The organism is Streptosporangium saharense, from assembly GCF_014203715.1.
GTDB classification, from domain to species: domain Bacteria; phylum Actinomycetota; class Actinomycetes; order Streptosporangiales; family Streptosporangiaceae; genus Streptosporangium; species Streptosporangium saharense.
Map to the genome: position 1 here is coordinate 297,911 of NZ_JACHJP010000002.1, position 12,825 is coordinate 310,735.

A 12,825-nucleotide genomic window follows, 5' to 3' on the forward strand; every position below is an offset into this window, starting at 1 on the left:
TGTCGGGTGGCGCGGCAGGCTGGCGGGGCTCGCTGTCAACTGATCGCTGCCAAGACGCGGCACCCCTCGGCCGCACCATGGGTGCGACTTGGGTACCTTGGTCGGTCGCCTCGGGCGTCTGGGCCCGAAGCGCCGTCGAATCAGCGAAGCTGAAGTGAACGGTTTCGGCGCCGGTAGGCGCCGGGGGCCGCTCCGTGCGTTCGTTTGAAGGCGTTGGAGAACGCGAACTCCGAGGTGTAGCCGACCCTTTGGGCAACGGTTCCGAGGGGGGCATCCGAGTTGCGTAGCATCTGCGCCGCTACGCCCATTCGCGACCACGTGAGGTAGGTGAGTGGCGGCTGGCCGACGAGGGCTGTGAACCGGCGGGCGAATGCGGCGCGCGACAGTCCCGCTTCCGCGCCGAGGCCTTCGACGGTCCATTGCCGCTCTGGGTTGTGGTGGATCCTGCACAACACCGTGCTGATCGCCGGGTCGTTCAATGCCGGGCCCCAGCCGGGCCCTGTGCCGTGATCCTGGTACCAGGCACGCAGGATGTACAGCAGTAGCGTTTCGAGGAGAGCGGAAAGGACGCCGTCCGATCCGATGCTCGGGTGCCGGATTTCCTCGCTGATCTGGCCGATGGCGGTGCGCAGCGGAGGGTGTTGCCCGAGGTGGGCAGGCAGGTGGATGATCTCGGGGAGGTCGTTCACCACGGGATGGCACTGCCTCTGATCAATCGGATAGGTGCCGCTGAGCAGCACGGTCGAGGGCGGGGTGCCGTCCGTCCGGCCGGGGCCGGTGGTTCGCCGGAGCTGGAACTCGTCGTCCGGCGGGCACTCGACCTCGACGGGCGGGGTGCCAGGGTCGTCGGCCATCGCGTGCCCGCGCCCGTGCGGCAGCAACACGACATCCCCCACGCCGAGGGCGATCGCGTCGCCGGCCGTGGGCATCAGGTGGCAGGAGCCCTGTAGGACGACGTGAAACCCGGCACCAGGGCTCGGCGGGTAGAGCTGTCCCCACGGCAGGTGGCATTCGATGCGGCGATAACGCGGCCGTCCGGTGCGCATGGCTGCGAGTACCTGACTGAGCACATCCATGCCGTCAGCGTAACGTCAGTCTCTCCCATGCCGCGAAGGAGAGACGCTGACGCATAACCAGGAGGGTTTCAAGCATGGTTCATCTCGCGCCATCGCCGTACCGTCGTTGCCTGTGACGACGGACGGTGTCCGTCCTATGGAGAGAGATGAGAGCGATCACGCATGATCAAGGTGGGAATCATCATCGCGAGCACCCGTCCAGGGCGAGTCGGCGACACCGTGGCCCGCTGGGTACACGATGCCGCGGTCACGCATGGCGGCGCGGAGTTCGAACTGGTGGACCTCAAGGACGTCGGCCTGCCCCATCTGGACGAGCCGGTGCCGGCGCTGATGCAGCAGTACAGTCAGCCGCACACGCAACGATGGGCCGCGACGGTGGCGTCGTTCGACGCGTATGTGTTCGTCACGCCCGAGTACAACCGCACGTTCCCGGGCGCGCTGAAGAGCGCGATCGACTTCGTGTACGCGGAGTGGAACAACAAGGCGGCCGGATTCGTCAGCTACGGCATCAATGGAGGAGTCCTCGCCGTCGAGCACCTGCGTAATGTGATGGGCGCCCTCGGGATCGCCGCCGTGAGTGACCAGGTCGCTCTCTCGCTCCACCACGACTTCGTTGACTTCACCGCCTTCAAGCCCCAAGCCCATCAGGAAGATGCGGTCACCGACATGCTGGACGCGGTCATCGCCTGGGGCGGCGCGTTGAAGCCGTTGCGCAACGATTGATCACCACCAGCGGGGCCACGCCAACGTCCTCCCGAAGCCACCGGCCGGACCCTCAAGAGCCGCGGCCACGGACAATCTCGGGGCTGACACGTACGTTCGATCAGTTCCCATGACCCTCAGCGGCCACTACCAGGCCGGGCGTGAGGCGGCGTGGTTGCTTGCGCATATGCCTGCCTCTACGGAGATCGACTGGGGGCTGGCACACGACGATAGGGAGCAGCGCAGTGACCAAACTGGGCGAATTGCACGAATTCTGCTGGATGGACCTCAAAACATACGACATCGCCGGCACTGCCACCTTCTTCTCCGCAGTACTGAACTGGCGGTTCGAGGTGGATGAGGATGACTGGCGCCGCACGACTAAGATCACAGTTGATGGGCACCAGATCGGAACGGTCAGTGATCTGGCCAACCCGATCTACCCGCCCGGAACTCCGGCGCACATCGCGTACTACATCAGGGTTGATGACGTCGACCATCGCGTGGAAGTTGCGACGTTGAACGGTGCGCAGCTCGTCCTCGCCCCCTTCGATGCCGGCGGTCAAGGCCGGGTGGCGACGCTGATCGACCCGGCCGGCGCGGTGTTCTCCCTGTGGCAGGCCGACCGGTTCAGCGGCTGGCGGGTCCCTCCGAACACGGCATACGCGCCGCAGCGGATGGTTCTGACAGGTGATCGCCCTCGCCAAGCTGAGGACTTCTATCGTCGGGTGCTCGGCACCGGTTTCAGGTGCTGCGATTTTCTCACCGCGGCGAGCGTATCCGGTGGTGGCGCTCCCCAGTGGGAGCTCGCGATCGGCGCCACGGACCTGCAGAAGGTCGCCGCACGGGTGCTCGATCGTGGAGGCATGTACGCCTGGTCCGAGCACGCGGAGCGACCAAGTCTGTGCCTGAGCAGCCCGCACGGGCTGACCTTGCAGATCCTTCGTCTCGACGACTGAGCGGCATTGCCGCACCGTCGAGACCGTCGCCCTCGACAACTTCAGCGCAGGCATCGCCTTTCCGGTCTCGGCTGTTCGCGCATCTCGCGCGCCAAGAGGCGCGCGAACCAGCCGATCTGGACGAAAGCCCCGATCCGCCGAACCGGCTCACGCCGCAGTGAGGTCGAGCCGGGTCTCCATATCCAGGCGGAACCGGCCGTAGGGATTCACGTGAGCCCAGAACAGTGGGCTAAGCGCGCGCCGATCTTCCTCTGTAAGTTTGCCGGCCCACTGCGGATCTCGCAGAACGGCTTGAAGGAGCCGGGTGTTGATGTACACCAATGAGGATTGCAGCAGGTGCAAGGTGAGCATGGACACCTCGGCGTGCTCGCGGTCGGCCCCGGTCAGCACGCCTTCGCGCCCGTAGAAGATCTTGTCGTTGGCGCTGTTCCAGTTCTCCACGACCTGCAGGCCGCTGTTGATCTCCCGGCGCAGGTGCTCGTCGCTGAGATAGTCGCAGGCGAAGATAGTGCGAATTACCCGGCCAAGTTCCTCTAGGGCCAGGTAGACTGGGTGCTTGGGGCCGTTGCCCTTCATGAAACGGCGCAGCACCTGCTCGGTTTCGGCCGTCCGTAGCCGCAGCGCCGTCGCGTACTTGATCATCTGGTCGTAGTTGCGGGCGATGAGGTCCCAGTCGATCGGCCGCTTCTTGAGGATCTTGTCCACCTTCGGCCAGGCGGTCTGGAGAGCGTCGGGACTGTACAGCTCGATCGCGCCAATGTTCTTCATCCGGGGCAGCAGCTTGAAGCCCAGCAATTCGGTGAAGGCGGACCCGATGGTGGTGGCGCCGTGGGTGTCGGTGTAGTTCGCCTCGACCTCGGCGTCGGTGCAGTGCCGCAGCAGGCCCTCGATCATCGCCGCGACCTCGGAGGAGGAACACGACTTGAGCTGGGAGTAGATGCACAGGCGGCCCTTGTCGACGTGCCAGTAGATCATGACGCCCAAACCGCCGTACCGGGCATGGAACTCGGTCATCAGATTGGAGTCCCAGGAGGCGAACCGCTTGGAATCTGAGGCGGTGCTGGTCGCCTCGCCCCACCACGCAGGATCGCGGACCTCCAGGGTCGCGTTGACCACCGCGACGATCGCCGCCCGCAAGTTCTGGCGGGTGACGTAGGTCGCGCGCACGTGCCGCAGCGCGGCCTCGTCCTGGCCGTGGTCGCCGGTCGCGGCCATCTGCCGGATCCCCATGTTGGTGCCCAATGCGAACAGCACCAGCAGCAGGCGGCGGTTCAGCGTCTGCTTGTCCAGCACCTCGCGGGTGGCCACCGAGGTGAAGGCGTCGGTGAAGTCGGTGAGGAAGGCGGTGTCCTTGAGAATGTCGAGCAGGTCGATAGTGCCCCACCGGCGCTGAACCTCGGCCTTGAGCTTGCCGAGGTTCCTCGGCTCGGGCAGCTTGTCGAGCTTCGGGACGCTCACCCACGGCTTGCCGGCCCGGGTTGATCCGCACTCCGCCGGTGCTGCCGGAGATCAGGCCGGTGTTCAGCTTGTCCAAAGCGGTCCGCATCCGCGTCTTCAGACCGGTGATGAACTCCGCGGCATCCAGCGGTTTGACCAGCGCCGCGTAGTGCACGTCCCGGTTGTCCTCGAAGTCGCCGGGCAGGTCCTCATCGGGATCACGCCAGCGGCCGGCGCCCTCGACATAGATCTCTCGGCGGCGCAGCGCGTCCTTCAGCGCGATCAGCACGCACAGCTCGTACGGGATCCGCTCCACCCGGCCACCGTCGTCAACGACGCCGTCCAGCCACGCCTTGGGCACCACGCCGTCGATCGGCACCGTCTCGGCCGCGGCGTAGTGCCGCTGGTCGGAATCGACGCCCGCGTAGCGGGCCAGCAGCTCGATCGCGTCCATCACCGGCCGGTAGGCGGTGTTGTGGCACTTGAACTCCAACGCGGCCAGCAGCGGCGCCAGCATCCGCCGGTAGTAGTACGAATAGGAACCCCGTAGCTGGTAGCGGATCCGCTCGGCGACCACGCGCTCGGTCGCCATCAGCTCCTTGGCCAGCGCCCGCAGCGTCTTCTCCCCACCCGGCACCGCGGGGAAGACCACCTGCCGGACCGTCTCATCGGGCTTGCTCAGCGCGGCGTTCACCATCTTGGTGAAGATGCCGCGCTTGCCGGGCACCGCGGCCAGCTGCCCGATCAACTCCTTCTCCACCCGCCGCTCGGCGCGCGCGTTGATCCGGTGAATCAATCCGATCAACAGCTCCACTAGCCCGTCCACCAGCTCGGCCTGCCGCGTCCAGCACAACGCCGCCAGCAGCGTGTAGCGCACCGGCGGCGGGCAGGCCGCGAAGTCGGAGGGATACATCCGCATCGCCCGGCCCCGCCACGCCGCCACGATCTGATCGGAGATCTCGGCGAACACCGCCTCGCCCAAGCCCAGGGAGCGAGCTGTGGCCAGCTTGCCGATCTCCACGAGCAGGGTGTCCAGCCCCAGCGGCCCAGGGTCGGCCTTCAATTCGGCCAGCACGTGTGGCCGCCCCAGCAACTCCTCCAGCCGAGGGCACACGGCCGGCCCGAGCCGCGTCATCACCTGCTCGGCGAAGGCTTCCTCGAAACGGCGGCACCCGGAATTGACGACCCGTTCTACCTGGCCCCTACTCGGCGGTTCGATGTTGGTACTCCGGCACCGCTCACGCACTGCCTCGGCCAGGCGATCACGTTTCGTCTCGATCGGGCACACCTTGTCGGCCAGCCACTGCGCCAGCCGCTCCTCATCGTCTTCAGACGCCGGACGGGTGCCGAATCGCTTGCGGATCCGCGCCCGGTGACGCTCGATCGTCCGGCTCCGCCAGGAGTACTTCGCCAGCAACTCCGGCTCGACCTCCACCAGCGACGCCACGTACTGCACCGCAGCCGCCGGTATCTCCTCGGGATAGCCGGGAAACCGCCCCTCGATCTCATAGAACTTCAAGATCAAGGCGAAACCGAGTCTGCCCGCCCCCACCTTCTCCCCGACCAGGTCCCAATCACCCTCGACCAGCGTCCACGCACTGATCAGCTCATCCTCTTCCCAGTCGGCACGCACCTCGGAGCTCCTCCCCAGGCCGGCGCTATCAGCGGCCCGATCACCATTGAGGAGATCGAGAGGGTTACCGGAAGGTATGCACCACCTGAGATAACTACGTAGCGGAACTGATAGATAGCTCTTCGCATATCCCTACATTGGCCCTCAAGGCTGGCCGGGGTGGCGGCTCGCCGTAGCCATAGGAGGTCCAGGCCCTGTACGGCGGCGGCGCCGTACGACCACGGGAGCAGAACCGTCAGTCGGGTTCGCCGTTGGCCACCGAGGGGCGCTTGGGCGGCGGGTAGGGCAGCAGTGCGGCGTCGAACTCCTGCCAGGTCTTGAGCAGCTCGGCGTACAGGTCGGGCAGCTCCCGGCTCAGGTCGGCATTCTCCCTGCCGTCGGCGGTGACGTCGAACAACCGGCCACGCGGCCCGCCCCCGCCGAAGTAGTCCTGCCAGAGCGGCTTGGCGTCGCGGTCGTAGAGGAACTTGTAGTGGCCGCGCCGCAGCGCTCCCTGCCCCCGGGTGCGCCACAGCAGGTCGCGTTCCGGGGCGTCGGCGGCATCGAGCAACCAGGGCAGCAGACTCAGGCCGTCCAGCGGGTGGGTGGGGGCCGGGGTGGCGCCCGCGGCGTCCAGCAGGGTCGCGGTCCAGTCCATCGTGATGGTCGGCACGTCACTGACCTGCCCGCCGGACAGCGCCGCGGGCCAGCGGACGATGAACGGCACCCGGATGCCGCCCTCCTCAAGGTCGCCCTTCTCCCCGACGAACGGCCACAGGAACGCGAAGCGCTCACCGCCGTTGTCGGAGGCGAACACCACGATCGTGTCCTCGGCCTGCCCGCTGTCGTCCAGGGCGTCCAGCACCTGGCCGATCCCGGCGTCCAGCGCCTCGACCATGATCCGGTAGGTGTCCAGGGAGCCGCCCTCGAAGTGGAACAGCCCGGTGAGCTGCTCGCGGCGGGTGGCGGCGGTGACCTTCTCGCTGACGGCCTCGTCGGTGGGCCCCTCCCAGGGCCAGTGCGGCGCGGTGTAGTTGACCTGCAGGTAGAAGGGGGTGTCCGGGGTGCGGGAACGGATGTACTCGGCGGCCTTGGCGCTGACGATCTCGGTGTAGTAGCCGGTCTCCTCGACCGGTGTCTCCCCTTCGTACAGGTCGGGCTCGCCCCGGGTGTCGATGTGGGAGAAGTAGTCCATGGCGCCGTCGAGGTTGCCGAAGAAGACGTCGAAGCCGATCTTCAGGGGGCTGAACCACGGCAGCCACCCGCAGTGCCACTTGCCGAACATCGCCGTGTCGTAGCCCTGCCCCTTGAGCAGCGAGGGCAGCGTCGGGTGCTCGCCGGGGATGCCGGAGCGGGAATCGCGGGTGACCAGCGGCTCCTGCAGGCCGCCTTCGAGCCGCCCGGGGTAGCGGCCGGTGTACAGGGCGATCCTGGTGGGCGAGCAGGTGGGGGAGGCGGCATATCCGTGGGTCAGCCGCAGCCCGTCGGCGGCCAGGCGGTCCAGCACCGGGGTGCTGTTGTGCAGGGAGCCGTAGCAGCCCAGGTCGCCCCAGCCGAGGTCGTCGGCGAGGATGAAGACGATGTTGGGGCGGCGCCCTGGCCGTCCCTGGCCGGTGGAGGCGAAGGGCCGTTCGTGGGCCGACCAGTCGCTCCTGCGGTCGGGAAGGTGGCTCATCGGTTCAGGATCCTTTCCTGGGTCGTGGCGGGGGCTGCGGGTTCCGGGCGGCGGACGAGGTCGAGGACCCGGTGGCGCAGCCGCCCGAAGCGGGGGTCCTCCTTGGTGGCGGTCTGGCTGCGCGGCGCGGGGAGCGGGATGTCGACGACGGCGCTGACCGTCGAGGGCGGCGGCGAGAGCACGACGACCCGGTCCGACAGGTAGACCGCCTCGTCGATGTCGTGGGTGACGGTGACGATGGTCATGCCGTACTGCTCGCGCAACGGCAGGACCAGGTCCTCCAGGTCCATCCTGGTCTGGGCGTCGACCGAGGCGAACGGCTCGTCCATCAGCAGCAGCCTGGGCTGGTAGGCCAGGGCGCGGGCGATGGACACCCGCTGCTGCATACCGCCGGAAAGCTCTCTCGGCCGCAGCTTCTCCTTGCCTTCCAGGCCGACCGAGGCCAGTGCCTGGCGGGCGCGGTCGGCGGCCTCGGCCCTGGGCACGCGGGCCGAGCGCAGCGGCAGCGTGACGTTGCCCAGCACCGACAGCCACGGCAGCAGGGAGCGGCTGTAGTCCTGGAAGACCAGCGCCGCCCCCTGCGGCGGCCCCTCGACGGGCACCCCGGACAGCAGCACGCGGCCGGAGGTGGGGGCCAGCAGACCGGCCAGGATCCGCAGCAGGGTCGTCTTGCCCGCCCCCGAGGGGCCGACGATGGAGACGACCTCCCCGGCGTGCACGTCGAAGGTGACGTCGCGGACGGCCTCGTGGGCGCCCGCGGGGGTGTGGTAGGTCTTGGCCAGCGTCTCGGCCCGCAGCAGGGGCCACTGGCCGGTGGGGGCGGATACGGCGGTCATGGTCGGGCTCCTGTGGAGGTCGCGGGCAGCAGTCCCGCGCGGCGCAGCACGGCGCGCTCGGCGAGGGTGAACAGGGCGTTGAGCAGGCATCCCAGTACGGCCAGCAGCAGCATCCCGGCCCACATCTGCTCGTAGGCGAAGGACTGCTGGGCCAGGAGCGTCTGGGCCCCGATGCCCTGGGAGGCGCCGACCATCTCGCTGACGACCATCACCAGCACCGCCGTGGACAGGCAGGTGCGCATCGCGGCCAGGATGTAGGGGGCGGCGGCGGGCAGCTGCACCACCAGCAGCCGTCGCAGGCCGCCGATGCGGTAGACGGCGCTCAGGTCCCCCAGCGCCGGGTCTGCCGAGCGCAGTCCCTCGGTGGTGTTGATCAGCAGGGTGAAGAACACGCTGAAGGCGATGACGCCGATCTGCATCTGCGGGCCGATGCCCAGCAGCATGAGGAACAGCGGCAGCAACGCCACCGGCGGCAGGGTCAGCGCGAAGGACACCAGCGGGTTGAGCGCGGCCCGTACCCGGGGCGCGCGGCCCAGCACGATCCCGCCCGCCAGGCCGCTTGCCACCCCCAGCACGTATCCGGCGAACAGGTCGATCAGGCTGGGCGCGACGTCCCGGGTGAAGCCGGGCCCGGTCCAGGAGGTGACGAACGCCTGCCAGATGTCGGGCAGCGCGGGGAAGAACGGGTTGCGCGCCGCCGAGGCCGCCACCTGGTAGCCGAGCACGAGGGCGACGGGCAGTACGGCCTGCCAGGCGAAGGCGCCCAGCCGCCGCGGCACCGCCCCCAGGGATACCGGGACGCTCATCACGCACCCGCCAGGCGTGCGCCGACCAGGCGTTCTACCCACCCGAACAGCGCCGCGATCCCCAGCCCGGCCAGTCCGGCCAGGAGCGTGACGGCGTAGACGCCGACCAGGTCGTCGCCGCTCTGGGCCAGCACGAGCAGCGCGCCGATCCCGCTGGCCCCGCCGACCAGTTCGGTGACCAGGCACACCCCGAAGGCCGTGGCCGCGGCCAGGCGCAGCCCGGTGGCGACCAGCGGCGCGGCCGAGGCCAGCCGGATCAGCACCAGCCGCCGCGGCGCGTCGAGGCGGTAGGCGCGGGCGGTCTCCAGCAGCAACGGCTCGGTGGTGCGCACGCCGTACAGGGTCTGCATCAGCAGTGGCCAGGCGGCGCCCTGCGCGATGAGCACCACCTTGAACTCCAGGCCGCCGCCGATGAGCAGCAGCGCCAGCGGCAGCACCACGATCGGCGGCACGGGACGCAGCGCCTCGATCGGGACGCGGAAGAACCGGTAGGCGCGCTCGCTGGTGCCGATCAGGATGCCCGCGGGCACGGCCAGCAGCACCGAGGCTGCCAGCCCCGCCGCCCAGGCCAGCGTGGTGTCGGCCGCCGCCGCCCAGAACGCGGGCTCGGTCAGAAGGGTGCCGAGCCGTACGGCGGTGCCACTCAGCGGCGGCACGACGGAGGCGGGCAGCACGCCGGTGCGGGCGGCCACCTCCCACAGCAGGGCGAAGGCCGTGACCCCGGCCACCGGCAGGAGCCTGGCCGAGCGCGCGGCCCGCGCCGGGGCGGGCCGCGCGATCGTCTGGGTCGCCATCTGGGTCGCCACCGTCAGCCGACGAACCCGGCGAGGTCGGGCTTGGCCTTGATCCAGGCGAACTCCACCATCAGGGTGGTCAGGGAGTCCAGGTCGGCGGCCTGGACCTGCGGCTTGAACGGGCTGAGTGGCAGCTTGGCCGCCTGCTCGGCCGTCAGGCCCGCCAGCGGGCCGCCCGCGGCCTTGACCTCGTCCAGGTGGTCGTTGGCGTAGTCGATGGTCTTGGCGACCGCCTCCTTGAACCGCTTGATCGTCTCGGCCTTGGCGGTCGCGGTGGCCTGACTGGTGAAGTACACGGCGCCGGGGGAGCCGACCGGCAGGATGTCGCGGTAGGAGTCGCCGAGGTTGGTCAGGTCGCCGTATTCGGCCAGCGCCTTGGTCTGGAAGGGTTCCAGGATCACGCCCGCGTCGACCTGGCCGTCGTGCACGGCCTTGCCGATCTGGGCGAACGGCAGCGGCACGAGCTGGATGCCTGAGGGGTCGCCCCCGGCGTGCTTGATCGAGGCGGGCACGGTCAGGGAGAACAGCGAGCGCGGCGCGTTGGTGCCGATCTTCTTGCCCGCCAGGTCCTTGAACGAGGTGATGCCGCTGTCCTTCTTGACCAGCACCCCGCCGTTGGTTCCGTACTCGCCGACGGTGCTGGTGTTGGAGACCAGCTTCAGCGGCTGGCCCTGCGCGACGGCCAGCAGGGGAGGGGCGTAGGCGGTGTAGCCGATGTCGTACTGCCCGGCGACGACCCCGGTGACGACGTTCGGTCCGCTGTCGACGTTGGTGATCTTCAGCTCGATCCCGGCGTCGGCCAGGAAGCCCTTGGCCTCGGCGACCTTGAGGAGGCCGAGTTCGAGGGAGGGGACCACCCCCACGACGAGCTGTGTGGTGCCCGCGGCGCCGGAGGCGTCGGCGGCCGGGGCGCCGGTCGCGGCGGAGGAGCCCGCGGAGGCCGAGCAGGCCGACAGGGCGAGGGTGACGACGAGCGCGGCGACGGCGAACACCGGCCGCAGAGGGGCGCTTTTCATACTTCTCCTACTGACTTAGTAGGGAAACAGTAACGCACCGCCCCAACCGCCCACCACCGGGAGAGATGTCGCTTTCGTCACGGTCAACGGGGCGCCATGACGAACCGGCCCGGGAGGGACGTGTCCTCCCGGGCCGGGTGTTCAGGCCTGCGTGAGGCTGAAGCGTTGTCTGTCGGCGTCGATCTCGAGGATCCTGACCGAGACGCGGGTGCCGACGGGCCAGGACTGTTCGAACGCCAGGCCGGTGAAGCCGTCCGTCTCGACGAACGACCCGAACGGCACCTGCTTGACCACGACGCCCTCGACGACGTCACCGGCCCGGTGACGGGCCAGGAAGTCCTGCCAGCTCATGGATGTCACCTCCCTTCCGCTACGAGAACCGCTGTGCGCGCGTCTCGTGACGGGGGGCGGGCCACGGGCCCGCGAGGTGGTCACTCAGCGGCCGGGCGCCCGTCCTGTGTACGGCTCGCGGCCGACCCGGCAGTCATGGCGCGATCATAGCCCCTGGGTCTCGGCGGGGAACAGCCGCTCCAGCCACCCCTGCCAGGCCCCCTCAAGCTCCCCGGCATCGCCCGATTCGCCTGGGGAGGAGTAGACGTGGTGGGCCAGGAACACCGCGTTGCCCCTGCGGGGCCCCGAATGGACGAAGCGGTACAGGCCCTGGTCGGTGCGCACGCCCAGGCAGGAGAACGGGTCGGCGTAGTCGAGCACGCCCTCGACCGGCGCGAACCCCTCGGGCGCGATGCTCGCCCGCTCGCCGACGGCGGCCGTGGCGGGCAGTCCGAGCGCGCCGGTGAGCACGGCCCAGGCCCGCTCGGGCTCTGCGGCCCCGACCCGCAGCGCCGAGACCGGTGTTCCGGTGCGGCCGGGAAAATGCGTCAGGTAGGCGGCCAGGGTGTGCAGGTACATGTCCCAGCCGGACTTCATGGCCTCGTACTCGCTCTCCCAGTCACCCTCCAGGAAGCCCTCGTGCACCATCCTGAGCACGGTGCTGCCCCGGTCTCGGCCCTCGACGAGCCACTCGAACGCCATGAACGCCCCGTCCTGGCCCTGCCCGGTGCGGTAGGCGAAGCGGCCGGGCGGCTCCCAGGAGGTGACGGTCGCCTCCTCGGTGGCGCCGCCGACGGTCAGTCTCGTCGAGCCGCCCCGCCGGGGTTCGACCTCGCTGCGTCCCATGAACCAGGAGTCGATCCCGGGGCCGGTGGCGATGGCCTGCCAGACCTCCTCGGGGGTCGCCGCGAGCTCGATCTCCTTGCGCACCTCGAACTCGTGGCCCATCTCAGGTTTCCTTCCCGCCGGGCGCCGCCGAGGCCCGGGAGTCGAGGCTGGGGTGGACGGCGACGATGAGACGGTGGTCACGGCCGCCGGGGGCGCTCTCGTCGTGGTATTTGCCGACGAGCGCGCCGACGGCGGCGGCCAGCTCCTCGGTGAAGGCGGCACGCTGGGCCGCCGAGGCGAACCGGACGTGACCGTCGATGGTCAGGGTCGCCAGGCGCCTGCGGGCCTGGGCCGCGCCGCCGATCAGCTCGCCGACCTCACGGACCAGGCGGGCGGCCACGGCCAGCAGCCAGCGGGCCGACAACGCGTCGGGGGAGCGGTCGGGGTCGGGCTGGACCGCGGCCAGCGCCAGGGGGGAGATGACGTAGGAGGCCGCGGTCGCCCGCATCACCCGCTCGGTCATGTTGCCCTTGCGGCGCTCCTCGACCAGCTCGATCAGCCCGTGCCGTTCCAGGGCCCGCAGATGATAGTTGACCTTCTGCCGGGGCAGACCGAGCCGGGCGGCCAGCATCGTGGCCGAGGCGGGCTCGGACAGCTCCGCGAGCAGGCGCGCCCGCACCGGGTCAAGGGACGCCTCGGCCGCGGCCGCATCCTCGATCACCGCCACTTCCAGCATGCCCCAACCCTCTCACCG

General features: G+C 69.5%; 12 protein-coding genes and 1 pseudogene. 2 read left to right on the plus strand and 11 right to left on the minus strand.

Features of this window, described 5'->3' with window-relative positions; all coding sequences use genetic code 11:
• Positions 1-140 precede the first annotated feature (140 nt).
• Complete coding sequence (locus FHS44_RS10375) at positions 141-1,076, minus strand: AraC family transcriptional regulator (protein ID WP_184713759.1); 936 nt, start codon at positions 1,074-1,076, stop codon at positions 141-143.
• A 162-nt stretch (positions 1,077-1,238) separates the two neighbouring features.
• Here FHS44_RS10375 and FHS44_RS10380 point away from each other — a divergent pair, with 162 nt between their 5' ends.
• Positions 1,239-1,799, plus strand: a complete 561-nt coding sequence (locus tag FHS44_RS10380; protein ID WP_184713760.1) for an NADPH-dependent FMN reductase — start codon at positions 1,239-1,241, stop codon at positions 1,797-1,799.
• Positions 1,800-2,023: 224 nt separating this feature from the next.
• Positions 2,024-2,737, plus strand: coding sequence for a VOC family protein (locus tag FHS44_RS10385; RefSeq protein WP_221460643.1), 714 nt, complete (start codon positions 2,024-2,026; stop codon positions 2,735-2,737).
• 147 nt (positions 2,738-2,884) lie between these two features.
• Here the strand turns inward: FHS44_RS10385 and FHS44_RS40840 are convergent, their stop codons facing one another.
• The 10 genes and pseudogenes from FHS44_RS40840 to FHS44_RS10430 form a co-directional block, all read right to left on the minus strand.
• A complete protein-coding gene (locus tag FHS44_RS40840; protein ID WP_312863596.1) occupies positions 2,885-4,195 on the minus strand; it encodes a Tn3 family transposase in 1,311 nt (436 codons plus the stop codon).
• A gap of 1,216 nt (positions 4,196-5,411) precedes the next feature.
• Positions 5,412-5,807: pseudogene (locus tag FHS44_RS40845) on the minus strand (DUF4158 domain-containing protein); the annotation flags it as partial.
• Positions 5,808-6,042: 235 nt separating this feature from the next.
• Positions 6,043-7,461, minus strand: a complete 1,419-nt coding sequence (locus FHS44_RS10395) for a sulfatase-like hydrolase/transferase (RefSeq protein ID WP_184713761.1) — start codon at positions 7,459-7,461, stop codon at positions 6,043-6,045.
• Positions 7,458-8,297 carry an ABC transporter ATP-binding protein gene (locus FHS44_RS10400; protein WP_184713762.1) on the minus strand — a complete coding sequence of 280 codons (840 nt, stop codon included), beginning with the start codon at positions 8,295-8,297 and terminating at the stop codon, positions 7,458-7,460. Before FHS44_RS10400 ends, FHS44_RS10395 begins: the two co-directional genes overlap by 4 nt.
• Complete coding sequence (locus tag FHS44_RS10405; RefSeq protein WP_184713763.1) at positions 8,294-9,103, minus strand: ABC transporter permease; 810 nt, start codon at positions 9,101-9,103, stop codon at positions 8,294-8,296. The genes FHS44_RS10400 and FHS44_RS10405 overlap by 4 nt, the downstream gene beginning before the upstream one ends.
• Positions 9,103-9,897 (minus strand): ABC transporter permease, encoded by a 795-nt coding sequence (locus FHS44_RS10410; RefSeq protein ID WP_184713764.1) that lies wholly within the window; start codon positions 9,895-9,897, stop codon positions 9,103-9,105. Before FHS44_RS10410 ends, FHS44_RS10405 begins: the two co-directional genes overlap by 1 nt.
• 14 nt (positions 9,898-9,911) lie before the next feature.
• The gene (locus tag FHS44_RS10415; RefSeq protein ID WP_184713765.1) at positions 9,912-10,913 is read right to left on the minus strand and encodes an ABC transporter substrate-binding protein; all 1,002 of its coding nucleotides are present in this window, start codon (positions 10,911-10,913) and stop codon (positions 9,912-9,914) included.
• 141 nt (positions 10,914-11,054) lie between these two features.
• Positions 11,055-11,264 (minus strand): hypothetical protein, encoded by a 210-nt coding sequence (locus tag FHS44_RS10420; RefSeq protein ID WP_184713766.1) that lies wholly within the window; start codon positions 11,262-11,264, stop codon positions 11,055-11,057.
• A 144-nt stretch (positions 11,265-11,408) separates the two neighbouring features.
• Complete coding sequence (locus FHS44_RS10425) at positions 11,409-12,191, minus strand: SRPBCC family protein (RefSeq protein ID WP_184713767.1); 783 nt, start codon at positions 12,189-12,191, stop codon at positions 11,409-11,411.
• Between the two features lies 1 nt (position 12,192).
• A complete protein-coding gene (locus FHS44_RS10430) occupies positions 12,193-12,807 on the minus strand; it encodes an ArsR/SmtB family transcription factor (protein WP_184713768.1) in 615 nt (204 codons plus the stop codon).
• Between the last annotated feature and the right edge of the window lie 18 nt (positions 12,808-12,825).